The 24,204-nt window shown below is 51.5% G+C and carries 20 protein-coding genes, 2 tRNA genes and 1 pseudogene; 6 read left to right on the forward strand and 17 right to left on the reverse strand.

Annotated features, from left to right (window positions below):
- Positions 1–13: 13 nt before the first annotated feature.
- The 4 genes and pseudogenes from ndk to ileS all read right to left on the reverse strand — a co-directional run bounded on the left by ndk (position 14) and on the right by ileS (position 5,338).
- A complete protein-coding gene (ndk, locus tag ABXT50_RS04115; protein ID WP_415273632.1) occupies positions 14–421 on the reverse strand; it encodes a nucleoside-diphosphate kinase in 408 nt (135 codons plus the stop codon).
- Complete coding sequence (locus ABXT50_RS04120) at positions 399–803, reverse strand: DUF4233 domain-containing protein (RefSeq protein WP_415273633.1); 405 nt, start codon at positions 801–803, stop codon at positions 399–401. The genes ndk and ABXT50_RS04120 overlap by 23 nt, the downstream gene beginning before the upstream one ends.
- The gene (locus ABXT50_RS04125) at positions 796–2,154 is read right to left on the reverse strand and encodes a bifunctional folylpolyglutamate synthase/dihydrofolate synthase (protein ID WP_415273634.1); all 1,359 of its coding nucleotides are present in this window, start codon (positions 2,152–2,154) and stop codon (positions 796–798) included. The genes ABXT50_RS04120 and ABXT50_RS04125 overlap by 8 nt, the downstream gene beginning before the upstream one ends.
- A pseudogene (gene ileS, locus ABXT50_RS04130) lies at positions 2,151–5,338 on the reverse strand (isoleucine--tRNA ligase). The gene ABXT50_RS04125 and the pseudogene ileS overlap by 4 nt, the downstream one beginning before the upstream one ends.
- A 73-nt stretch (positions 5,339–5,411) precedes the next feature.
- Here ileS and valS point away from each other — a divergent pair.
- Complete coding sequence (valS, locus tag ABXT50_RS04135; RefSeq protein WP_415273635.1) at positions 5,412–7,991, forward strand: valine--tRNA ligase; 2,580 nt, start codon at positions 5,412–5,414, stop codon at positions 7,989–7,991.
- Here the strand turns inward: valS and ABXT50_RS04140 are convergent.
- From ABXT50_RS04140 to ABXT50_RS04165, 6 genes are all read right to left on the reverse strand, one after another.
- Complete coding sequence (locus tag ABXT50_RS04140; protein ID WP_415273636.1) at positions 7,988–9,139, reverse strand: benzoate/H(+) symporter BenE family transporter; 1,152 nt, start codon at positions 9,137–9,139, stop codon at positions 7,988–7,990. The genes valS and ABXT50_RS04140 overlap by 4 nt on opposite strands.
- A gap of 19 nt (positions 9,140–9,158) precedes the next feature.
- Positions 9,159–10,433, reverse strand: coding sequence for an ATP-dependent Clp protease ATP-binding subunit ClpX (gene clpX / locus ABXT50_RS04145; RefSeq protein WP_415273637.1), 1,275 nt, complete (start codon positions 10,431–10,433; stop codon positions 9,159–9,161).
- Between the two features lie 57 nt (positions 10,434–10,490).
- Positions 10,491–11,132, reverse strand: coding sequence for an ATP-dependent Clp protease proteolytic subunit (locus tag ABXT50_RS04150; RefSeq protein WP_415273638.1), 642 nt, complete (start codon positions 11,130–11,132; stop codon positions 10,491–10,493).
- 2 nt (positions 11,133–11,134) lie between these two features.
- Positions 11,135–11,716, reverse strand: coding sequence for an ATP-dependent Clp protease proteolytic subunit (locus ABXT50_RS04155; protein WP_415273639.1), 582 nt, complete (start codon positions 11,714–11,716; stop codon positions 11,135–11,137).
- 76 nt (positions 11,717–11,792) lie between these two features.
- Positions 11,793–13,055, reverse strand: a complete 1,263-nt coding sequence (gene tig, locus ABXT50_RS04160) for a trigger factor (protein ID WP_415273640.1) — start codon at positions 13,053–13,055, stop codon at positions 11,793–11,795.
- A gap of 38 nt (positions 13,056–13,093) precedes the next feature.
- Positions 13,094–13,167: transfer RNA gene (locus tag ABXT50_RS04165), tRNA-Pro, on the reverse strand.
- Between the two features lie 72 nt (positions 13,168–13,239).
- Between ABXT50_RS04165 and ABXT50_RS04170 the strand changes: the two genes are divergently transcribed.
- Positions 13,240–13,313, forward strand: a tRNA-Gly gene (locus ABXT50_RS04170).
- A gap of 26 nt (positions 13,314–13,339) precedes the next feature.
- Here ABXT50_RS04170 and ABXT50_RS04175 read toward each other — a convergent pair.
- The 4 genes from ABXT50_RS04175 to ABXT50_RS04190 are packed head-to-tail and all read right to left on the reverse strand — an operon-like array spanning position 13,340 to position 16,507.
- Complete coding sequence (locus tag ABXT50_RS04175) at positions 13,340–14,134, reverse strand: Fpg/Nei family DNA glycosylase (RefSeq protein WP_415273641.1); 795 nt, start codon at positions 14,132–14,134, stop codon at positions 13,340–13,342.
- A gap of 4 nt (positions 14,135–14,138) precedes the next feature.
- Positions 14,139–14,612 carry a ribose-5-phosphate isomerase gene (locus ABXT50_RS04180; protein WP_415273642.1) on the reverse strand — a complete coding sequence of 158 codons (474 nt, stop codon included), beginning with the start codon at positions 14,610–14,612 and terminating at the stop codon, positions 14,139–14,141.
- A gap of 1 nt (position 14,613) precedes the next feature.
- Positions 14,614–15,312, reverse strand: a complete 699-nt coding sequence (locus ABXT50_RS04185; RefSeq protein ID WP_415273643.1) for a hypothetical protein — start codon at positions 15,310–15,312, stop codon at positions 14,614–14,616.
- A 10-nt stretch (positions 15,313–15,322) separates the two neighbouring features.
- Positions 15,323–16,507 carry a cation:proton antiporter gene (locus ABXT50_RS04190; protein WP_415273644.1) on the reverse strand — a complete coding sequence of 395 codons (1,185 nt, stop codon included), beginning with the start codon at positions 16,505–16,507 and terminating at the stop codon, positions 15,323–15,325.
- Positions 16,508–16,582: 75 nt separating this feature from the next.
- Between ABXT50_RS04190 and pepN the strand changes: the two genes are divergently transcribed.
- From pepN to ABXT50_RS04205, 3 genes are read left to right on the forward strand one after another with little or no spacing between them, the layout of a single operon-like run.
- Entirely contained in the window at positions 16,583–19,141 is a 2,559-nt protein-coding gene (gene pepN / locus ABXT50_RS04195; protein ID WP_415273645.1) for an aminopeptidase N, read from the forward strand.
- On the forward strand, positions 19,142–20,002 hold the full coding sequence (locus ABXT50_RS04200; RefSeq protein ID WP_415273646.1) for a mechanosensitive ion channel family protein: 861 nt from the start codon (positions 19,142–19,144) through the stop codon (positions 20,000–20,002). It abuts the gene before it with no gap.
- Positions 20,003–20,380, forward strand: coding sequence for a globin (locus tag ABXT50_RS04205; RefSeq protein ID WP_415273647.1), 378 nt, complete (start codon positions 20,003–20,005; stop codon positions 20,378–20,380). It begins immediately after the preceding gene.
- On the opposite strand, the gene ABXT50_RS04210 is transcribed toward ABXT50_RS04205, so the two are convergent.
- On the reverse strand, positions 20,377–21,036 hold the full coding sequence (locus tag ABXT50_RS04210; protein ID WP_415273648.1) for a hypothetical protein: 660 nt from the start codon (positions 21,034–21,036) through the stop codon (positions 20,377–20,379). The genes ABXT50_RS04205 and ABXT50_RS04210 overlap by 4 nt on opposite strands.
- Positions 21,037–21,073: 37 nt before the next feature.
- Here ABXT50_RS04210 and ABXT50_RS04215 point away from each other — a divergent pair, with 37 nt between their 5' ends.
- Positions 21,074–21,952 carry an acyl-CoA thioesterase gene (locus ABXT50_RS04215; RefSeq protein WP_415273649.1) on the forward strand — a complete coding sequence of 293 codons (879 nt, stop codon included), beginning with the start codon at positions 21,074–21,076 and terminating at the stop codon, positions 21,950–21,952.
- Here ABXT50_RS04215 and ettA read toward each other — a convergent pair.
- A complete protein-coding gene (gene ettA / locus ABXT50_RS04220) occupies positions 21,949–23,631 on the reverse strand; it encodes an energy-dependent translational throttle protein EttA (protein ID WP_415273650.1) in 1,683 nt (560 codons plus the stop codon). The two genes, ABXT50_RS04215 and ettA, sit on opposite strands and share 4 nt — an antisense overlap.
- Positions 23,632–23,789: 158 nt before the next feature.
- The gene (ssb, locus tag ABXT50_RS04225) at positions 23,790–24,194 is read right to left on the reverse strand and encodes a single-stranded DNA-binding protein (RefSeq protein ID WP_415273651.1); all 405 of its coding nucleotides are present in this window, start codon (positions 24,192–24,194) and stop codon (positions 23,790–23,792) included.
- Positions 24,195–24,204: the final 10 nt, after the last annotated feature.

Raw genomic sequence — 24,204 nt, forward strand, 5'->3', positions numbered from 1 at the left:
GCTAAAGTAAGAGCTAGCTAAACCAGAGGGCCAATTCTCGAGCAGCGCTCTCATCCGAATCCGAACCGTGAACCAAGTTCTGAACAACCTTTGTCCCCCAATCTCTTCCTAGGTCGCCGCGGATGGTACCTGGAGCCGCCAATGTTGGTTCAGTGGAGCCGGCTAGGGCCCTGAATCCCTCTATGACACGTTCGCCCTCGAGGGCTATTGCAACAACCTCTCCAGAAAGCATGAACTCCATCAATGGCTCATAGAAGGGCTTTCCCTCGTGCTCAAGGTAGTGCTGCGCGAGTAGCTGTCTTGATGGCACCAATTTTGCCAGCTTTGCAACCACGTAGCCCTTTTGCTCGCATCGTCGAATAATTTCGCCGATCAGATTACGACGAACCGCGTCCGGCTTACATAGAACTAGTGTCTGCATTTGGATCCTTTTCGTTCATTTTTTCGTAATTTGCTCGTGCTTTGTCTATTGTGCCACCGGCCACCATCGCCCAGATCCACATTCCAGCCACCATGGCGCCGATTACAAACATGCCCCACAGCCAGAAACCAGAAGCCAAAACCGCGACCTGAATCCCCCAGCCAATGAAGTAACCCCATGGCTTAGAAAGCAGAGCAGGGGTGAGAATGCAAAGAAGAGCAACGCCCAACCCAATGGCCCAAATTATCTCAACGCGCGGCAAGTTCGGGCTTACGCCAGATGCCTTTAGCCCAAAAGCAGTCAGGGTGGCGAAAAACACCACGAAGGCCTCGAAACTAAGTGCGATGGATCCGAGAGCTCGTTTTGAAGACCTTTTACTCAACTTCTCGCCCATCCTGATCGCTCGGTTTCGAATTTTCCAGCTGAAGCTTTTCAAGTACTGCACCAACCAGGTAGAGCGACCCGGTGATAAAGACAGGCCGCTCAGTGCTTACCCCAAGCCTAATTGCCTGCTCGTAGGCCGACCAGAACTCAGGGACTATTTCATCGACGACTAGCCCCTCATCGGAAAAACTGTTTGCCAGGTCGGAGGCCGGAAGGCCTCGCTCTCCAGGCGCCGAGGTAACTATGAGATGGTCGAATACTCCAATTAGCTCCTGAGCCGAAGACTGAATGTCTTTTTCTCGAAGCATTCCAACTACCCCTATTGCTCTTGGTGCGCCAAAGTGCCACTGAATAGAGTTCCTGAGGCTTACTAACCCGGCTGGGTTGTGAGCCCCATCTATAACAACCAACGGTTGCTTACTTATGACCTGAAGCCTCCCGGGACTAACCGAGTCTGCAAGAGCACTCCTGAGAACCTCGTCGGCGATTGCCCTACCTAAGAATGCTTCGGTGGCGACAATTGCGGTTGCTGCGTTCTCTGCTTGGTGTTGGCCAATAATTGGCATCCAGAGCTCGGGGTATTCAGCCCAAATCCCCTTGACGCTGAACCTGGTTCCGAATCCATCTGGGCTTATCTCGGAGTATCCAAATTCTTCACCCGCCATGAAAACCTCTTGGAATGCTCGGGTGCGCAGAATTGACGCCACGCTTGGCTGCTGAAAGCTCGACACCACAATCGAATTCTGCTTTGTGATGCCGGCCTTAGTTTGAGCGATCTCCTCTACGGTGTCACCCAGCGTTTCCCGATGATCAAGGTCTATCGCCGTGAATACTGCGACATCTGCATCGGCAACATTCGTGGCATCCCACTCTCCCCCGATTCCAACCTCAAGAACCAAAACATCAATCGGAGCGTCCGAAAAGACGTGAAAAGCGAGTGCTGTGAATGCTTCGAAGAAAGTAAGCGGACCTTCACCCTTGTCTGTGAGCTCTTGGTCTACAAGCTGCAATAGCACCAGGTTCTCCTGGTAGGCCTCGATGATCAACTGATCCTCTACCGGCTCACCGTCAAGAGCAATGCGCTCGTTGAAGGAGACTAGATGAGGACTGGTCAACCTTCCGGTTCTGAGCCCGTGCTCTCTGAGCAACCGCTCAACCATTCTCGCTGTCGAACTCTTGCCGTTGGTGCCAGTGATGTGAATTATTTTGTAATTGTTTTGAGGATTTCCCATCATTTCCACGAGGCGCCTGGTGGGCTCCAGGCGAGGCCTAATTTGGCTCTCAGGCTTCCTTGCGTAAAGGGCGGCAAGCACCTCGTTGATAGATTGAGGTTGGCTGTCGGAGTTCATTTTTTGGCCAAAGTTATCTCGATGGACCCGGTTTCGCCGACTGAGAGAGGCGCCGCTATTTGACCCGCAACAACTTCAATGTCACTGGCCAGGGTTTCCCTTGAAATCAAATCCGAGTGGGTTTCCAGAGCAGTCAGTGATTCTTCATCGCAAGCAAGCTTGAGCGAAATGCGGTCCGATACATCAAGTCCGAAATCTTTTCTCGCCTGCTGAATGTGTCGAATCGTATCTCTGGCTAGACCCTCCGATTGAAGCTCTGGCGTAAGTCGAGTGTCAAGCAGAACGAAGCCGGAGCTGGTGACTCCAACTGCAAAATCACTGGATTCATTGTCCGCAACCAGAGTCAACTCATACTCGGGCTCCATGAGCAATGTGCCATCAACGAAGATCCCCTCGGCCAGCTGCTCCCAGTTGCCCAACTTAGCTTGGCCAATTAATCGCTGAACATCTTTGCCAACTCTGGGTCCTAGGGCCCTGGCGTTTACGGACAGCGACTGCCTTAGGCCGAAACTCGAGGAGGTTTCGGAGTTGGCCTCCACGATGTCCACTTTCTTCACGTTTAATTCGTCGGCCAATAACTCCGCGTAATCACGCAGAGTCTCAGAGCCAACTACAGCCAGAGTTATTTTTGCCAGAGGTTGCCTCACGCGAATACCTGAAGACTTCCTCAATGAAAGCCCAGAGGATGCCGCCTCGCGGATCGCGTCCATATCCCGAACCAGCTGAGCATCCTGCAGGAACTCCTCGGCCTCCGGCCAGCTTTCTAGGTGAACAGAGCGACCGTTAGTCAGACCACGCCACATCTCTTCGGCCACCAACGGCAGCAATGGGGCAATAACCCTGAATGCCGCCTCTAGAACCGTGTAGAGAGTGTCGAAGGCATCCTTATCACCTTCCCAGAAACGGTCTCTGGAGCGACGGATGTACCAATTGGTAAGCACTTCAGCGAAATCCCGGACTTTGGCAGAGGCCGCAAAGCTATCAAATATGTCAAGATCCAGAGCAACCGAGTCAATCAGTTCACGGGTTTTAGCCAAAATATATCGGTCTAATAACTGAGTGGAGGCCATCGATGGGCTTGCAGTGTAGCTGGAAGCGTTGGCGTACAGAGTAAAGAAGTAGTAGCTATTCCACAGGGGTAAGAGGGCTTGACGAACGCCTTCCCGAATGCCCTGTTCAGTAACTGAGATGTTTCCACCGCGAAGAATTGGGCTTGACATCAAAAACCATCTCATGGCGTCAGAGCCGTCACGATCAAATACTTCATTGACGTCTGGATAGTTCCGAAGGGACTTGGACATCTTTTGTCCGTCATTTCCCAAAACAATTCCGTGGCTCACCGCGTTCTTAAAAGCCGGGCGATCAAACAACGCCGTGGACAAAACGTGCAACGTGTAAAACCAGCCCTTGGTTTGCCCCACATATTCAACGATATAGTCGCCTGGAAAATGCGAGTCAAACCAATCCTGATTCTCGAACGGATAATGAACCTGAGCGAACGGCATCGATCCAGATTCGAACCAGCAATCCAATACTTCCGGAACTCTTCTCATTGTCGACTTGCCGGTTGGATCATCAGGGTTCGGTCTAGTTAGCTCGTCGATAACCGGCCTGTGAAAATCAGTGGGGCGAACACCAAAGTCGCGCTCCATTTCATCCAGAGAGCCGTAAACATCGAGTCTCGGGTAATTGGGGTCATCCGATTTCCAAACTGGTATCGGTGCTCCCCAAAACCGGTTTCTTGAGATGGCCCAGTCGCGAACGTTCTCAAGCCATTTCCCAAAGCCACCATTTTTGGTGTGATCGGGAACCCAGTTAATCTCCTGGTTTAGCTCAAGCATCCGGTCTTTGACTTTTGTGGTCTCAACAAACCAGGAGGAAACCGCCTTGTAAATCAGCGGGTTTTTGCAACGGTAGCAATGCGGGTAGCTGTGGTCATAGGACGCTTGCCTGAGAAGTCGATTCTTCGCTTTCAAGTCCTGAGTGATTGGCTTATTGGCCTCAAAAACATGCTGCCCTTCATACGGGGCGATCAATGAGATGAACTCTCCTCTTTCATTGACTGAAACGTAAGTCGGAATGCCGGCGGCATTGCAGAGAATCTGATCATCTTCACCGTAGGCCGGTGCTTGATGAACAATTCCCGTGCCGTCCTCCGCGGTTACGTAGTCGCCGACTAGCACTTGCCACGCATTTTCGATGCTGAACTTATTGGCATCAGTGTAAAAGTCAAAAATTGGCTCGTACCTCAGACCAGCAAGGTCCGAACCAAGGTATGTCTTCGATACTGCGGCTGCCGCACTCTCCGCATCTTCAAATCCGAGTTCTTTTACATAGTTAGGCAGAAGTGCCGAAGCGATTAAAACTTTTCATCGCCCAAGTCACTGTTTTTGGCATGCACGAGCGCATATTCAATTTTCGGTCCCACGGCCAATGCGAAGTTGGTTGGCAGTGTCCACGGCGTTGTTGTCCATGCAAGCATTTTTACACCCGCAAGTTCACCCTGACTGGTTATCTCAAAAGTGACAGTTACGGACTGATCCTGTCTATCTCTGTAGACCTCTTCGTCCATCTTGAGTTCATGATTTGAAAGTGGGGTCTCGCAACGCCAGCAGTAAGCCAAGACCTTGAAGCCTTCGTAGATCAGGCCCTTGTTGTACAGCTGCTGGAAGGCCCAGATGACACTTTCGGTATAGTTCTGGTCCAGAGTCTTGTAGTCATTATCAAAGTCGACCCAACGTGCTTGCCGAGTTATGTAGCTGCGCCAGTCCTCGGTGTACTTCAGTACGGAGGTCTTGCAGAATTCATTGAACTTAGCAACTCCATATTTTTCGATTTCCGGTCGGCCGGATATACCTAAGAGTCTCTCCGCCTCAACTTCGGCTGGCAGTCCGTGTGTGTCCCAGCCGAACCTACGCTCAACGCGCTTGCCACGCATGGTTTGGTAGCGAGGCACTAGGTCCTTCGCGTACCCAGTTAAAAGGTGACCGTAGTGCGGAAGTCCATTGGCAAAAGGTGGGCCGTCGTAGAAAACGAACTCCGGAGCATCAGTTGCAGCCCGCTGGTCAATTGATTCTTGAAAAGTTCCGTCTTTATCCCAGTAGGCCAGCACCTCCCTTTCAAGTTCAGGAAATGAGGGCGAGGCTACTGGCCCTTGAGAGGAATTTCGGTGCTTTGGATACATCACGGCTTTCGGAGAAGTAACGGTCAAGAACAATGTTAATCTAGAGACTACGAATATACAGAGGTCATACCTATTGAATAACTACATTCCCGAGCCACTAAGGCCTGCCAGCGTCCCAGAAAAAGCCTCCGTAGAGGGCCTAGAGGCCAAGTGGGCCCCTGCCTGGGAGGTAAATAAAGTTTATGAGTTCGATTCTCAAGCTCTAAAAGGCGATATCTTCTCGATAGACACCCCTCCTCCAACGGCTTCCGGCTCTCTGCATGTTGGCCACGTTTTCAGCTATACCCACACTGACGTGGTCGCTCGCTATAAGCGAATGAATGGCAAGGCTGTCTATTACCCAATGGGCTGGGATGACAATGGCCTCCCAACTGAAAGAAGAGTTCAAAACTATTACGGAGTCAGATGCGACCCGAAGCTGCCTTTTGACAAAGACTTCCAACCGCCTCAAACAGGTGGAGACAACAAATCGTCGAGAGTGCAGGACCAGCTTCCCATCTCGAGGCAAAACTTCATCGCGCTTTGTGAGCAACTAACCGAAGAGGACGAGAAGACTTTTGAAAATTTGTGGCGAAATCTTGGTCTCTCGGTGGACTGGACACAAAGTTATAGAACAATCTCCAAAGAGTCTCAGCTGGTGTCCCAGAGAGCATTTTTGAACAACTTAGCTCGCAATGAGGCTTACTCACAGATGGCACCAACCCTGTGGGATGTGAGCTTTAGAACCGCGGTGGCTCAGGCAGAGCTCGAAGACCGAGAGATGCCAGGTGCTTATCACCGAATCGGGTTCGATGGTCCCGATGGCAAAATCTTTATCGAAACCACTCGCCCGGAGCTAATTCCAGCTTGTGTCGCTCTAGTTGCTCATCCGGATGACCAAAGATACGCGCACCTCTTTGGCAAGACAGCCACAACTCCCCTCTTTGGGGTAGAGGTTCCGATCTTGGCTCACAGACTGGCCCAAATTGACAAGGGCTCGGGCATTGCAATGATTTGCACCTTTGGAGATGTCACAGACGTTATCTGGTGGCGCGAGCTAAAGCTGCCGAATCGTCCCATAATCGGGTTCGATGGCCGCATACTCGCAGAGGCGCCCGAGGCGATATCCTCCAACAAGGGTGCTGATCTCTACGCGGAGCTCGCCGGAAAAACCGTCTTTAGCGCCAAGGAAATTTTGGTCAAATCCCTTCAGGCTTCTGGCGACATGGTTGGAGAAGCCAAGCCGATTACTCATCCTGTTAAGTTCTTCGAGAAGGGCGAAAAGCCTCTGGAAATAGTTTCCACCAGACAGTGGTACATAAAAAATGGTGGCAACGACAAGAAGCTGGGAGAAAGACTAGTAAGCCTTGGCAAGGAAGTTGCTTTCCACCCGGATTTCATGAGGGTTCGACTCGAGGATTGGATCAATGGACTAAACGGCGACTGGCTAATCTCTCGTCAACGCTTCTTCGGCGTCCCGCTGCCACTTTGGTATCCACTGGATGCTGCAGGTAATCCAGATTATGAGAACCCAATTGTTCCCAATGAAGCTCAGCTCCCTGTCGACCCTTCAAGCGACACACCGGATGGCTATGACGAGTCAATGCGCGGGCAGGCCACCGGATTTATTGGCGAACTCGACATCATGGACACCTGGGCCACCAGCTCATTAACTCCCCAGTTGGCAGGCGGATGGCTATCGGACCCCGCAAAATTCGAGAAGGTCTTCCCCTACGACCTGAGGCCCCAGGGTCAGGACATTATTAGGACCTGGCTGTTTTCAACCTTGGTACGCTCTGAACTTGAACACGGCCAAGCTCCTTGGAAGCACGCGGCCATCTCCGGGTGGATCCTAGATCCAGATCGCAAGAAGATGTCAAAATCCAAGGGCAACGTAGTTGTGCCAAACGAAATACTTGAGACACACGGTTCCGATGCGGTTCGATACTGGGCCGCAAGTGCGCGGCTAGGAACCGATGCCGCCTTCGACGAAGGCCAGATGAAAATCGGCAGACGGCTGGCAATCAAGCTTCTAAATGCGGCCCGCTTTGCACTTAGCTTTGAGCTTCCGGCCGGCGTTACAGCAGTCACAGAAGCTATTGACAAATCCATGCTCGCTAGCCTCCAGGAAGTAATTGTCGGATCCACACAAGCCTTCGAGAGCTACGATCACACCAAAGCACTCGAAAAAGCCGAGTCCTTTTTCTGGACCTTCACCGATGACTACCTCGAGCTAGTCAAAGAGCGCGCCTATGGTCAGGGTGACTTCACGGAACAGGAAAAAGGAAGCGCAGTTATTGCGCTTAGGCAGGCCCTTGGCGTATTGGTTCGTCTATTTGCGCCCTTCATTCCATTCGCAGCAGAAGAGGTCTGGAGCTGGTGGCAAGACGGCACAGTGCACAAGTCCTCGTGGCCAACTCCCGATGAGATTTCAGGTGAAGACTCTGGATTGATGATCTTGGCGAGTACTGCTCTGGTGCAAATCAGAAAGTCGAAATCGGACAACAAGTTATCGATGAAGGCTGAGATTGCAACTGCACTTGTCTCCGGACCAGTTGCAATGCGAAGTATGGCCAAGGACCTAGCAGCCGTTGGTCACATTGCCGAACTGAGATTTGCAGACGCTAAAGAAGTGACTGTGACGGAGCTAAGCTTTCTGCCAAATCAGGACTAGCGCGCTCTGATAGACCAAACAAGAATCCCAGAGACGAGAGCCCAGAAGGCTCCGCCGATACCTAAAACAGATATGCCGGCTGCTCCTATAACAAACGTAACAACACCCGCGAGCCTCGTCGACTCATCGCTGACTGCGGTTCTAAGAGACGACGCAAAAGTTTTAATGAGCGCGAGGCCGGCTAGCGCTAGAAGCAGCTCCGTAGGAACTGCCAGCACAAAGGCCGCAAATACAGAAGCAAAAAGCGCGAAAATTAGATAGACAACCCCGCCCCAGGCTGCTGCCTTCCAACGCTTTGACGGGTCCTTGCCAGCCCCCTCGTCGGCATTCAGCGCCGCGGTGATGGCGGCTAGATTCAACCCAAAGCCTCCAAAAAATGACGTAACGACGGATCCAACACCCGTGGCAACGAAGATTTTAGAGGTTGGAAGCGGATATCCCAACCCGCTCATGATGGCCAAACCGGGAAGGTTCTGCGAGGCCATGCTAATCAAATAAAGCGGGATACCGATTGCGACTATTACACCGATATCAAATACGGGAGAAATTATTTCCAGGCTTGGCCAGAATGACAAGACCTCGAAGCTCTTGGCTTCTTGACTCATGGCAATCAACGCAAAGCCGATAAGAATTGCAATCGGTGAAGCCCACAGCGGAAGTAACCGATTGAGCATGAGCCAGATAACGATTACTGGAATTATCAATATCGGGAAATCAACGCTCGAGCGCACTGTCGCAGCAACAAACGGGAAAATAACGCCCGCCAACATCGCAGCCGATATCTGAGGCGGTATTTTAGCAATTAGCCTGCTAAGTGCAGGCCACGCACCAGTAAGAACAACCAGCAAGCTGCTGACTATGAATGCTCCCACGGCCGTCTCGAAACTGACCCCAAGCCCCGAACTGGTCGCCAAAAATGCCGCACCAGGTGTGGACCAGACGATGCTAATTGGCATTCTGAGCCAAACGCTAAGGCCAATCGACAGCACTCCGTAGCCAACAAGCATTGCCACAATTGCGGTTGCAGTCTGGCTCTGGCTTGCTCCCATGGCACTTAGGCCGGCAATTGCTATTCCGAAGGTTGCGATTGATCCGGTAGTGGAAGCTACTGTTCCAGCAAGGTAGGGCGTGATGGCCGCGTTTTTCATGGGGAGTGGTGCGTGTTCGCTAAGCGGACTTGTCTTGAAGTGGCTTGCGGTGTGGTTGTATTTCCGGGATTGATCCAGTCTTGGCAACTTCTTCAGTGATCATGACGATGCCAGTGCTGTCGCTACCGGGAAGCTCGTACATTATCGGACCGAGCAGCTCTTCCAGAATTGCCCTCAGACCCCTGGCACCAGTCTGGCGCTCAAGCGCGGACTCAGCAATGTGCTCAATAGCACCGGCCTCGAATTCAAGGTCGAACCCATCAATTTCGAACATGCGCTGGTACTGCTTTATTAGCGCGTTCTTTGGTTCGGTAAGAATTTTGATGAGGGCAGACTTGTCAAGCTCCTCCACGGTCGCAATTACTGGGAGCCTGCCAATAAATTCTGGGATTAGTCCAAATTTACGAAGGTCTTCTGGCTGAACCTGCCTATAAATGTCCACACCATCGTTCTTCTGTTTTAGCTCGGCACCAAAGCCAATACCCTTCTTGCCAGTTCGCTCCGAAACTATTGTCTCGAGGCCGGAAAAAGCTCCCGCGACAATAAATAGCACGTTGGTGGTATCGAGCTGGATAAACTCCTGCTGCGGGTGCTTCCTGCCGCCCTGGGGCGGGATAGAAGCGACTGTACCCTCAAGAATTTTCAGCAAGGCCTGCTGGACACCCTCTCCCGAAACGTCTCGAGTGATGGATGGATTCTCAGATTTTCTTGAAATTTTATCAATTTCGTCAATGTAAATAATTCCAGTTTCAGCCCGCTTGGGATCGTTGTCCGCAGCCTGGAGCAGCTTCAATAAAATGTTCTCTACATCCTCGCCCACGTAGCCCGCCTCGGTGAGCGCAGTAGCATCAGCAACCGCAAACGGGACGTTCAGACGCTTCGCAAGAGTCTGTGCAAGGTAAGTTTTTCCGCAACCAGTTGGACCAATCATAAGAATGTTGGACTTGGCAATTTCTATGTCATCGTGCGGCTTGCCCGCGGCAGTTAGTGTGCCAGTTGATCTGATTCGCTTGTAGTGGTTATAGACCGCCACCGCCAGCTGCTTCTTGGCTCCATCTTGACCGATGACGTATTCATCCAGAAAGCCCTTGATTTCCTTGGGGTTTGGGAGCTCCATTGACTCCAAGTCCTTGGAGACACTCTGACCCAGTTCCTCTTCAATGATTTCGTTGCAGAGCTCAATGCACTCGTCGCAAATGTACACAGCCGGGCCAGCAATTAATTTGCGCACTTGCTTCTGGCTCTTGGCACAAAATGTGCACTTCAGGAGCTCACTGGTCTCAGATAGTGTCATGACAAAACCCTATAGCGAATGGCCGACTTTTTTCGCCGCGCCACTCGCCAAAGAGCACTAGAGCTTTCTGGAAGTCAGCACCTGATCTATCAAGCCGTACTCCATTGCCTCTTGGGCGGTCAAGATCTTGTCGCGGTCGATATCTTTATTGACCTGCTCCAAACTCTTTCCGGAGTGATGGCTCAATGTAAATTCGAGCCAGTCTCGCATGCGCATGATTTCTTTGGCTTGAATCTCAATGTCAGAAGCTTGACCCTGTCCCCCGCCTCCAGAAGAAGGCTGGTGGATCAGAATTCGGGCGTTGGGCAAGGCGAGACGCTTGCCTTTGGCACCGGCAGCAAGCAGAACAGCTGCAGCGGAGGCAGCCTGACCCAAGCAAACTGTTTGAATCTGCGGCTTTATGTACTGCATGGTGTCGTAAATAGCTGTCAACGCTGTGAAAGAGCCACCAGGAGAGTTGATGTAAAGGGTGATGTCCCGATCTGGGTCTTGGGACTCAAGAACCAAAAGCTGCGCCATAATATCGTCGGCGGAAGCGTCGTCAACTTGAACACCCAAGAACACAATGCGGTCCTCAAATAACTTTGTGTATGGATTGTGACGCTTTATTCCGTAGGATGTTCGCTCTTCAAACTCAGGAAGAATGTACCTGGCACTGGGTGCAGCGACGCGGCCCTGGGATGTCTCGATGAAACTCATAATTAGGCCTTTCCAACGCCGGTTGAGCGACTAGCAAATTCTTGTATTTGATCAATAAACCCGTACTCGAGAGCTTCCGCGGCTGTGAACCATCGATCGCGGTCTCCATCGAGCATTACCTGTTCGACGGTTTTTCCGGTTTGTTGCGCAGTGATGGCTGCAAGCTGTCGCTTCATTGACATGATTAGCTCTGCCTGAGTCTGAATGTCCGAGGCGGTTCCTCCGAAGCCTCCAGCTGGCTGGTGAAGCAAAACCCTGGTGTTCGGAGTGGCATACCTCTTACCCTTCGCGCCAGAAGAGAGCAGGAACTGACCCATAGACGCAGCCATTCCAATGCCGACCGTGACAATGTCGTTTGGAACGTACTGCATGGTGTCGTAGATGGCCATGCCTGCGGTGATTGATCCGCCCGGAGAATTGATGTACAAGAAGATGTCTTTTTCGGAATCCTCTGCTGCTAGTAGCAGAATTTTGGCGCAAATCTCGTTAGCGTTCTCGTCCCTAACTTCACTACCCAACCACACAATGCGGTCTTTCAGTAGTCTGTCAAAAACACCTGTTCGCTCCATTTGGGGCATTGCCATTAAAATCTCCTTTAGCTACGTTATGTCTACGATAACCAGCAAAGTTGTAACAGCGTGCCCTTGTTCGCCTTAGGCGTTAGACCTCGTAGGTAACTTTTGCACCCTTGGTGTCAGTAATGTCAGCCTGTGCAACCAAGAAGTCCACGGCCTTGCGCCTTTTTAGCTCATCAGCGTAGAAAGCGACTTGTCCAGAACTAGCGACCTGTTCGATGAACTGGTTAGGTTCCATCTGGTAATTCCTGGAAGTGAACGCCAAGTACTCAATCAATTCCTGGTCCTCAATCTTGATTTCCTCGGCATCGACAATGGCATCTAGTAGCAACTGAGTCTTGAAGCCTTTTTCAGAGTCTGCGGTGACTTCCTTACGGTGAACCTCGTCCTCTAGACGACCTTCGCCTTCAAGGTGAGAGTCAACTTCCTTCTTTACAGCAACATCGGACACCGGAATCTTGGCTTTAGCTACAAGTTCCTCAACAATTTTGTCCCTAGCTTGTAGCACTTGCTTGCGACCAAGCTGCTCGGCAAGCTTGGTTTCTAGGTCCTTCTTAAGTTCGGCTAACGTGTCAAACTCACTGGCCAGCTGCGCAAAGTCGTCATCCGCTTTTGGAAGTTCGCGCTCTTTTACGGCCTTTAGGGTAACGGATACTTCGGCCGCCTGTCCCGCCATTTCTCCGCCCACAAGCTTTGAACTAAAGGTTGTGGTCTCGCCAGCCGTGAGGGTCTCTAGGGCCTCGTCGATACCGTCAAGCAGCTGCCCGGAACCGATTTCGTAGGAAATGTCCTGAGCAGTGTCGATGTCCTTACCGTCCATCGTCGCCGTTAGGTCTACTGTGGTGAAGTCTCCAGTCTTAGCTGGCCTATCTACTGTCTTTAGGGTCCCAAACCGGGCGCGAAGCGCATCTAACTCGGTCTCGATGTCCATTTTGGCAACCTTGACGGGTTCAACAGTCACCGCAATGTTTTTGTAGCTAGGAAGCTTGAACTCTGGGCGAACTTCAACCTCTAGAGAAATAATTAGGGGTTTGCCCATCTCAGCAGCGGTCGGCGCTGAGCTGACATCCGCTTCAGGGGTTCCGAGTGGCTTTAGCTTTTCAGCTACGAGTGCTTCTCGGTAAAAGCTGTCCATGCCATCGTTGATGGCCTGAGCAATGATCGAATCCTTACCCACGCGCTGATCCAAAACAGAGGAAGGAACCTTACCCTTGCGGAAACCCGGGATGTTGACCTGGGTAGCGACTGACTTGTAGGCCTTGTCTAGTGTGGGCTTGAACCCCGCCTGATCAACTTCGATGGTCAGTTTTACTCGGGTCGGGCTCAGTTTTTCAACGGTCGTCTTCAACTTATCTCCATGGTTGGGGTTTTTCTTCAAGCAATTTGTCGGGATGACAGGATTTGAACCTGCGACCCTCTGTTCCCAAAACAGATGCGCTACCAAGCTGCGCTACATCCCGAACATTCTTGACCAATGGCCACGAACTCGACCACTCTACCCCATAGAATGATGTCTCGTCTAACAAAGACGCGCGAGTGTAGCTCAATGGTAGAGCCTCAGTTTTCCAAACTGATGACGCGGGTTCGATTCCCGTCACTCGCTCCAAGCAACGACGCTCATAGGATCGGCCTTCATGCACTTTGGCAACTAGAACACCAGTAGAGCTTCCTGCTATTGAGAACCTGAATCGAAATAGGATTCAAGCAATTTCTACAGGGTAAGCCTTCGCGCTTATAAGCAGAATACCGATCTAAGATCGTGGGTCGTCCTTTTAGATACCCGTCTCTTGTCAACATGATTCCGGTCTTGACGCCAATTCTCATTAGCATCACGGCATCAAACCAAATCCCTGCAATCACTTCGGATGCAATCAGATGCCCAGGGGTATATGGGTTTAGGCCAGCGCGAAAAAGCAACTCCGCTCGATAAACGTTGCCGACCCCAGCAATTACGCTTTGATCCATTAGCAATTGCCCAATTACAACTTTGCTGCTTGCCACTCTTGTTAGAAAGCGCTGTAGCTCGTGGTCACCCGGGTCTATTCGCAAGGGATCTGGTCCTAGCTTCGATTGTTTTGCCGTTACCTGAAGTGCATCAAGTACCTCGCACGATGTCGGGCCCACGACGTCTGCAACCTGTTCGCCGCTCAGAAATCTCGCTCGGACCTGCCCTACTGGTTCGGGAGGGGTGTCCTCAAAGCCTCGAAAACGCCACTTGCCGTAAATACCCAGGTGAATTCTCACTGTCGCAGTCTCAAAGCCGAGATAAAGCTGCTTGCCAAAAGCCTCGCTGGTCAAAAGAGCTTGACCAGATACTAGTTTCGAGTCAGTAAAGCGCCCTTGCGGAGAGGTCAGCTCGACCTGTTTTCCTAGGAAATGTTTAGAAAAATGTTTTGCTGTTCGGTGAACGGTATGTCCCTCTGGCATCGGATTAGTAAGTAACCTCTCCGGTGTTTTCAAACTGCATCAGTTTGCCAATCCGTCGCAGGTGGCGCTCATCATTTGAGAATGGCTGAGTGATGAATATCTTTATTAGCTCAAGAACTTCGATGTTGTCATGCTGCCTGGCGCCAATTGCCGCAACATTGGCGTCATTATGGTCCCTGGCAAGCTCCGCGGTCTCTGGGTTCCAAATAAGTGCTGCGCGAATGCCCTTTACTTTATTAGCAGCCATTTGTTCACCGTTTCCACTGCCGCCAAGTACGATTCCAAGAGCCTCTTCACCGGAGACTCGGTCTTTGGCAACCGCTAAAGCGGCTTGGATACAAAACCCCGGGTAATCATCCAAAGCGTCGTAAACCTTGGGCCCGTGATCGACAACTTCGTGGCCAAGTTCAGTCAGTGAATCGACTAAAAACCCGCTCAGCTCCATGCCGGCGTGGTCGGTTGCTATGTGTATTTTCATGCTATCCCGCTGTCTCTAATTGGTAACTGGCAATAAAGTCTTCTGGGCTCTGCATTCTCACCGCAATAGCCTCTCCCCAGTCGAGCTTTATCAAAACCGCAGCTCCCGAACTTGGAATAAAAGCAAGGGTGTTAGACGAGTAGCGCAAGCCCCAGCCGCCATAGTCTCTTGCTTGAACGTTTATCCGGCTGACTGACTCGATGGCGCTCAGTGGCACGGTCAAAAGAACTAACCCTCTAAGACTAATGTCTAGGTTTTCACGAACTCTCAAACTGGGCTTAGCCGAGAACAACCAAACCATGATCGCAGTTGGAATAAGAACCAAGAGAAACCACTGACCAATAAACAGGCTTTCGTCGGTATCTAGGCCCGCCTGGAGCAAAGTGGTAGTGGTCACAACCACAAGAATGAAGAAAAACAGACCCACCAAGAGCGACTTCATCAGAGGCTTTAGTAACTTTGCCGTATCGCCGGAGGCCTCGAGTGCAACAAGACCAGATAAATAGGACAGAAAACTAATCGTGACTAACCACAAATAGCTGTTCAGGTCCAAAAATTGATCCGCTTGTCCGCTGACCCCCCAGTGGATTGCGACGGGGTCCGGGAGTAATCCGGCCGACCCCAGGGAAAAACTTCCGACAAGAAAAGCAACTGTTAGAACCGGGGCTAATAGATAAATTGCCAATCGTGTAGAGCTCATGTTTCTCAATTTACTTCTTGCCCAACTTGGCATTTAGCTTGGGACGAGTAAGCCGCAAAATCATGGACGCAGTGAACGCGGTAAGAATGACGTACGCAAGAGTGAGCGCTTGAAGATTAACGCTCAGTACCGCTGGTGCCGCGAGAGCGGCTATCACGATTGAGAACTCACCGCGCGGGATTAGGAACGCAGTTGTGCGCCATACCGCCAACCGATCCGTCAGATCGCGCGTCACCCACCATCCAACAGCGTACTTACCCGCTACTCCAACGGCCGTTAACACCAATGCAAGTGGCAGCACTGCTGGCAGCTCCGCCGGGTCGATGGTTATGCCAAAAAACAGAAAGAAAATTGCTGCGAAAATATCCCTAAGCGGCATCAGCCTCGATCTTGCTGCCTCCGCTACTTCACCGGTCAACAGCAGGCCGATCAAGAAGGCGGCTACAACTCCCGAAAAGCCCACAAGATCGGCCAAGCCCGCCGCCAAAAGTGCCGTGCCGAAAACCGTGAGCAACAACCCACCAGGCTCGTTCGGGTCGAGAAACTTTTGAAATCTAGAGGAGCCCTTGAAGCTCACGAGAATCACCAAGCCGGTGATAGCCAGGGCTAGTCCGACGGTTAGTAAGCCGTTCCAGACGCTGACCCCAGTAATAACTGCGGAAAGCAGTGGCAGGTAGGGAGCCAGAGCCAAGTCCTCAAAAACCAATACACCGATGGCGCGCTTGGAAACTTCCGACTTCCTAAAGCCCATTTCCTTAATTAGCTGAGCTGCAATACCCGAGGAGGACACATACGTAATTCCGGCGAGGGCTAATGCTCCAGGAATCCCCCATCCCAATAAGAAGCCGATCAAGAAACCCGGGGTGGCATTCGCGATAACGTCGATCACACCGGCACTTTTGCGCTCTTTAAATGACTTAGCCAAGTCATACGCCGAATACTCAAGACCCAAGAGCAACAGGAGCATGATCGCGCCGATTTGAGCGCCGGTGACTAAAAACTCTTCGCTTAGCGAAAGAGGGATGAACCCTCCATTGCCAAGAGCAAGTCCTATCATCAAATAAAGGGGCACTACCGAGAACTTCATCTTGTTGGCCAAAAAAGCCACCAGACCAAGAACCAACAGGGCCGCACCAATCTCAGCGAGCTGTGCCGAGGTCTCGGGTGTTGCCGCCGCCTGAAGGAACTGATTCATAATTCAATTATTGCCCAGAGTCTGAGGTAAAAAAGCATCTAGGCTGTTTAGAAACAAAGACTTAATGGAGAAAAAATGCCAGGGGAAAATCTCACTCGCCTAGAAGCGCAAGCAAGATCTAAAATACTCGATGTTGATTCTTACATCGTTGAAGTCAATTTGACAGAGGATGCGAAGGTCTTTTCCTACGTTTCTATCGTGCGATTTAGTTGCAGCGAAGAAGGCGAAGAAACATTTATCGATGCGATTACAGCATCTGTTGAATCAATAGAGCTAAATGGACAGAACCTCGATCCCTCTAAGTATTCCGATGGCACCAGAATCAAGTTGCCGAACCTAAAACACGAAAACCTTCTCACAGTAAAAGCTCACGGAACCTTCTCCAACAGCGGCGAAGGCTTGCACCGATTCGTCGATCCAGTGGACGACGAGGTTTATTTCTACACCCAATTTGAGGTGCCTGACTCTCGTCGCATGTTTGCAGTATTCGAGCAGCCAGACCTAAAAGCTAGTTTTGAATTCAGGGTCACTGGTAGCCAAAACTGGCAAATGATTTCAAACTCCACCACTCCGGAACCAGTACCAATTGGTGAAGGACTGGCCCGTTGGGACTTCGCACCGACCCCAAGAATTTCCAGCTACATCACGGCCTTAGTAGCGGGACCATACACGGTCTGGCGCGACGAACTAGTTTCATCGAACGGACAGGTGATTCCACTTGGAGTATTCTGCCGAGGTTCACTGGCAACATTTATGGATCCAGACTACATCTTCGACAAGACCAAGGCCGGCTTCACTTACTTCGAGAACCTTTTTGATTACCCTTACCCGTTTGACAAGTACGACCAGCTTTGGGTGCCAGATTTCAATGCAGGAGCAATGGAGAATGCCGGCGCAGTTACTTTCACGGAGAGCTACATTTTTAGATCCGCTGTGACTGACGCAGTCAAAGAACGACGGGTAGTCACAATTTTGCACGAGCTTGCCCACATGTGGTTCGGAGACCTAGTGACCATGGTCTGGTGGAACGATCTGTGGCTAAACGAGAGCTTCGCCGAATATGTTTCTACCCTCGCGACCGCAGAGGCAACCGAGTGGACGGAAGCCTGGACCACTTTTGCGTCCCTCGAAAAAAGCTGGGCATATCGACAGGACCAGCTACCCTCCACTCACCCGATCGTCGCCGAGATAAACGATCTCGAGGACGTTCAAGTGAATTTTGATGGCATCACGTACGCAAAGGGAGCCTCGGTTCTAAAGCAGCTCGTCGCATGGGTCGGTCAAGACTCATTCATGCGTGGTGTCGGTAACTACTTCAAAAAACACCAGTGGAAAAACACCGAATTAAAGGACCTGCTCGTTGAGCTCGAGGCCGAGAGCGGCCGCGACTTAGCAGAATGGTCATCGCTTTGGCTCGAAACTGCCGGTGTGAACACTCTTCGTCCCGACATCGAAGTTGATAAAGATGGCAGGTTTACCAAGTTTGACATTGTTCAAACGGCGATTGATGACTTCCCATACCTTCGTCCTCACCGATTGGGTGTCGGAATGTTTCAGCTTGTCGGTGGTCGACTTGAGCGTAATGGCGAGATTGAAATCGATGTTGCGGGTCCCGTAACATCCGTTTCACAGTTACTGGGTGAAATAAAGCCGGACCTGATATTAATAAATGACAAGGACCTTGCCTACGCCAAAATTCGACTGGACGACGGCTCATGGGCCGTAGCACTCGAGAACTTATCTGGGATCTCTGACTCGCTTGCAAGAACCATGATTTGGTCGGCGGCTTGGGACACTACCAGAGACGCCGAGGCGAAGCCGAGAGATTTCATTCAGTTGGTGCTGGACCACATTGGCAGTGAAACTGAGTCCACGACCGTCACAACACTGCTACGCCAACTAGTAACAACAGCAACGCTATACGTGTCGGAAGATAAACGAGCAGAAACAGTTGAGCACATAGCTGACTCGCTCATCTCGCTGGCAGAGACCGCAGAGGCCGGGAGCGATAACCAGCTGCAGTTTGCGAAATTCGTCGCTCAGTTCGCAACCGACTCTAAACAACTCGACTGGTTAGAAGGTCTAGTATCCGGCCAAAAAGCGCTCACAGGCCTAATAGTTAACGGAGACTTGCGATGGGAGATTCTGCTCGGACTTGCGGTCGGCAATCGCGCCGACCAAGACCGAATAGCGACTGAACTAACCAAGGACAACACGGCAAACGGCAAGAAGTTTGCCGCCGCAGCGTTAGCAGCAATCTCAACTCCAGAGGCGAAGCTAGAAGCTTGGACAGAGCTGACAGACCGCACCGAGTACTCGAACACGCTGATTAGCTCCGCCTCTTCCAGTTTTGGGCGGGTCTCTGACACCAAATTGCTCGAAATATACGCTGACAAATATATGTTGATAGCCCAACGGATCTGGGAGGAGCGCAGTTACCAAATCGCGTCTTACTTATTGACCAACCTCTACCCAATCGCCCTGGCAAATAAAAGCCTCGCCGACAAGACCAAAGAACTCATTGATTCAAGCTTCGCCAAGTCAAAGCCTGCTTTTAGAAGGACCTTGGTGGAGAATCTGGCTGGTCTGGAACGTGGATTAAAAGCCCAAGCCAAAGACCAAGAGGAGAACTAAATGACCTTTACCGAATTCATGTCCGAATGGTCCACTCTGGTATCCATCGTGATTATTCTCACGGCAGCTGTCGTGCTGCGTGTGCTGCTGAAGGTGGCATCGAAGAGAATTGTCAGAACGATTATCTCGGGGGTTCAGCGCGTAAAGAAGAATGATCGCCTGGACGACCTGATGGTGGAACAACGACTCACGCAGCGAACTAGAACCATCGCTACCGTCCTCGATAACTTCACGACCTGGGCAATCGCTATCACCGCGCTAGTGATGATTCTTAGCGAACTTGGAATTAACGTAGGGGCATTAATTGCCGTATCGACCGTTTTAGGTGCCGCTATTGGCTTCGGTGCCCAGTCGTTAGTGAAGGACATTCTCTCCGGAATATTTATAGTGTTCGAAGACCAGTATGGAGTCGGTGACTGGGTCGAAATTGGCGATGTATCCGGAGAAGTGGAGCGTGTGGGCCTGAGGGTTACCGAAGTTCGAGACATTCACGGGACGCTTTGGTTTGTTCGGAATGGCGAGATCATTCAGGTGGGTAACGCCTCACAGGAGTGGGCAGCTGCTCTGTTGGACTTCCCATTTGCGTACGACAATGATGTCGATCAAGTTCAGGACATCATACAAACCACCGCTGATGAAATGCGCAAGTCTAAAGAGTGGAGCAGAGACATGATTGCGGATGCCGACATGTGGGGAATGCAACACATTTCCGGTGAGCAGTTTGTCATCCGAGTTTCAATAAGGACTCTTCCTAATCGTCAGTGGGCGGTTTCAAGAGAGCTCAGAAAGCGATGCAAGCAAGCCTTTGACAAGCAAAACATCGGCCTACTTCGTGCAAGCAAGATAAACCTGGCGAAGTAATTGCAAGATTTCTATCAGCGAGTTGGCGGACAGCCGGTCTTTGAAGAGCTCACTCGCACCTTCTACAAAGGGGTCGCAGCCGATCCAATACTTAAACCCATGTATCCGGAGGAAGACCTGGAGCCTGCGCGGATCAGGTTGCAATTATTTTTGGAGCAGTACTGGGGAGGCCCAACCACCTATCAAGAGACCCGAGGTCACCCGAGGCTGAGAATGCGTCACAACGGTTTCAAGATAAACCCCGCTGCAAAACAGGCCTGGCTAATGCATATGGAAAGCGCAGTGAAGTCGCTCTCGATTTCTGAGCTGGATAGAGATGAGCTCTGGGACTATTTGGAGCGGGCCGCTCACTCGATGCTAAACACCTTCGAGGACTAGGAAAACCTGAAGCTTTCCTTCGCTATCACGTGACCAAAGTCGCTACTTAGACGAATCCAGCCATGGGCCCTGTATACCTTTACAGGAATACCTTTTTGCATGAATCCCAACCCAGCCATGGCAAAGGCTGAGCCCGCTGGAAAGTTGTGCTCAATTCCTACTGCTTTACCCCAGATTTGAAGCCTTACTCTCGCGGCAATAGCGCTTCCGATGCTCTCAGGAAGCGCTTCGGCCACGGCGGCGATGCCTTCTTTTGCCCAAGCAGAAATTTTCTCTTGTTCAACTTCGCCAGCACGCACCCAGCCTTGGCGTGGCGGAGAAATGCCGGCCCAGCCAACCCTGGCGGCAGTCCTAGGTGGCACCAAAACCAGCTCGTCGTTCTCGATGCTCTTCTCCACCGCTGCCAGTAAGTCTTCGATTGTAAAAAGCGAGTCAAGCTCGTTTTCGGAAGTGAGGTTGAGGGTCCTGAGCCCAATGACCGTGAGCCCGTCACCCAACAAAGATCCGGCATAAATAGGACTGACGTAAACCGCCAACACAGAACCAAAAGCCCGCAGCCTTACTGCGCCGGTGCTGTCCAAGCGCAATGCCCTTTTTAGATAACCTGCGAGATCGACAAGGTCATTCGGGTCCTGAAAGGAGAGATTTTTATCCATGATCAACTCCTAAACTAGTCAATGAGAGAAGGTTTTTATGCAAGATTCAGTTATTCCACAGGACCCAGTGGCGGATTTAGTTCGAATCTTGGACCTTGAACAGCAGAGCCCCACTACTTTCCTCGGTCAAACCCAGTGGATGCCACATGGCAGGGTTTTTGGCGGACAAGTTTTATCGCAGTCCCTAGTCGCTGCCACTAGGACGCTTGAGCCGGGGCGTCCAGTCCACAGCCTCCACAGCTACTTCTTGCGCCCGGGGGACGTGGCCAAGCCAATTGAGTTTGAAGTTGACATCCTTCGAGATGGTCGCAGCTTTTCCGCTCGGCGTGTTCAGGCCAGCCAAGAAGGTAAGGCCATATTTTCAATGATTGCGTCTTTCCAGGATTCAAGTGGCGGTATGACCCACTCGGACGCCATGCCCGAAAACCTGCCCGAACCGGAGAATCTTCCTTCCGCAGCTTCAATTCTTTCCAACTTTGATCACCCGATAACCAATTACTGGGCCAAGGCGCGGCCGTTTGACCTTCGGCACACCGACGAACCCATCTATCTATCTGCAGCTAAAGAGCAGTCCGCGAAGCAGTGTGTCTGGTTCAAGCCCATAACGGAGCTGCCCGCTGACGAAGCCATAGAAGTGGCGAGCCTGGCTTACGCAAGCGACTACTCGATACTGGAGTCAATAATGAGGCGCCACGGCCTTAGCTGGGCGCACAAGGGTCTTAGCTCAGCAAGCCTGGATCATGCAATGTGGTTTCATGAAAAGCCAGACTTCAGTGACTGGCTGCTGTATGTTCAGCACTCCCCCGCTGCGCAAAACAGCCGCGGGCTAGCACTCGGGCAAATCTTCAACAGAAGCGGGAGCCTAGTTGCATCCGTCGCGCAAGAAGGAATGCTGAGAATTCCAGAGCTTTCCTAGTCTCTAGTAAGCCTGCGATAAGTGGATCGGTGAGGCTTAGCAGCGTCCGGGCCCAGTCGCTTGATCTTGTTTTCCTCGTATGAGTCGAAGTTTCCCTCGAACCAGTGCCAATTATCTGGCTTTTCGTCTGTCCCCTCGTGAGCCAAAATGTGCGTGGCCACCCGATCAAGGAACCAGCGATCGTGAGTGATCACCACGGCGCAACCAGGGAATTCTAGAAGCGCATTTTCCAAAGACGACAAGGTTTCAACATCGAGGTCATTTGTGGGCTCGTCAAGTAGCAGGAGATTTCCGCCCTTTTTGAGGGTCAAAGCCAGATTCAGTCGATTTCTTTCGCCACCCGAGAGGACTCCGGCTTTCTTTTGTTGGTCGGCGCCCTTGAACCCAAAAGCTGCAACATAGGCCCTGGATGGCATTTCAACTTGTCCAACCCGAATGTAATCCAGCCCTCCGGATACAACTTCCCAGAGTGACTTATTCGGATCGATACCTTCTCGAGACTGGTCTACGTAGCTGATCGAAACGGTCTCGCCAATCTTGAGATCCCCAGTGTCAATCTGATGCATGCCAGTTATGCACTTAAACAAAGTTGACTTACCGACACCGTTCGGGCCGATAATTCCAACTATTCCATTTCGGGGCAGGGTAAAACTCAAGTCGCTGAAAAGTGGTCTGTCCTCAAACCCCTTGGAGATCTTCTTGGACTCTATAACTATGTCCCCAAGCCTTGGCCCCGGCGGAATTTGGATTTCCTCGAAATCTAGCTTTCTGGTTTTGTCCGCCTCCGCGGCCATTTCCTCATACCTTGAAAGCCTGGCCTTCGACTTCGTCTGCTTGGCCTTGGGGCTTGATCTGACCCACTCGAGCTCGTCGGCGAGGCGCTTTGACAATTTGGCGTCCTTCTTGCCAGCAACCTGCAACCGTTCCTGCTTCTTTTCCAGATACGTCGAATAATTACCCTCATATGGGTAAGCGCGCCCGCGGTCCAGCTCAAGAATCCACTGGGCCACGTTGTCTAGAAAATATCTATCGTGTGTGACCGCGAGCACCGCACCCGCGTATTGCGCGAGGTGCTGTTCGAGCCACAAAACACTCTCAGCGTCCAAGTGGTTCGTCGGCTCATCAAGTAGCAGCAAGTCCGGCTTTTGCAGCAAAAGCTTGCACAAAGCAACCCTTCGCCTTTCGCCACCCGAGAGGTTGGTTACCGGCGTATCCCCGGGTGGGCATCGCAGCGCATCCATGGCCTGCTCTAGTTGATTCTCAAGATCCCAGCCGTCTGAAGCGTCTATCTGCTCCTGAAGTGTTCCCATCTCCGCCAAAAGAGTGTCGTAGTCGGCGTCTGGGCTGGCAAGCTCCGCGCTAATTTCATTAAATCGCTCAATCTGAGCGATGGTTTCGGCAGCGGCTTCCTGTACGTTTCCAAGCACTGTCTTCTCTTCGTTTAAGGCCGGCTCCTGCATCAAGATACCAACGGTCGCATCCGGCGCCAGCCGAGCCTCTCCGTTCGAAGGATTGTCCAAACCAGCCATGATTTTTAGAACAGAGGATTTACCGGCACCGTTTGGTCCAACAACTCCGATTTTTGCACCCGGATAAAACGCAAGTGTTACGTCGTCAAGAATCACTTTGTCGCCGTGCGCTTTACGCGCTTTGATCATTTGGTAAATAAATTCAGCCAAGAAAATTGCCCATCCAATTTGGAAGAGGGAAACCCCTCTTCGTCGTTTGCTCTGGGAAAAGTTTATCCCAGTGCTAAAAGGCGCATTGCCCTTTGAAATTGCAAGTGACGAAGAGAGGTTCGGGTCTGGAGTTTGGGGGGCGCCAGACCCATCAAACTCTAGGCGGGCTGGAGCGTAGAGTCCGAATCTTCAGTTTGCTGGTCTTGACGTGCAGCCCTTTCGAATGTGCTGGTGCCAAACAAAAGGTCGTGCCCAAGACAATCCGCCTCAATCTCCACTGTCGTTCCGGTGCGTTCGCCGTTATCCCAATCGCGCACCTTTATTCGACCGCTGACTAGGATTCGATCACCTTTGGAAATCGATTCGTTTGCGTTGACGGCAAGTTGCCTAAATGCCACGACAGTGAACCAATTAGTGTCACCGTCAGCCCATGCACCCGAGTCTTTATCGAACCGTCGACTGCCGGACGCCAAGCGAAATGAAGTGACCGAGAGCCCCTCAGATGTGACTATGTTTCTAGGAGTGGTGGCAACCAGACCGACTGCCGTATAAGTTTCTGCCATGTATGAGCCT

This window comes from Aquiluna sp. Uisw_065 (genome assembly GCF_047731275.1).
Taxonomy (GTDB): Bacteria; Actinomycetota; Actinomycetes; order Actinomycetales; family Microbacteriaceae; genus Aquiluna.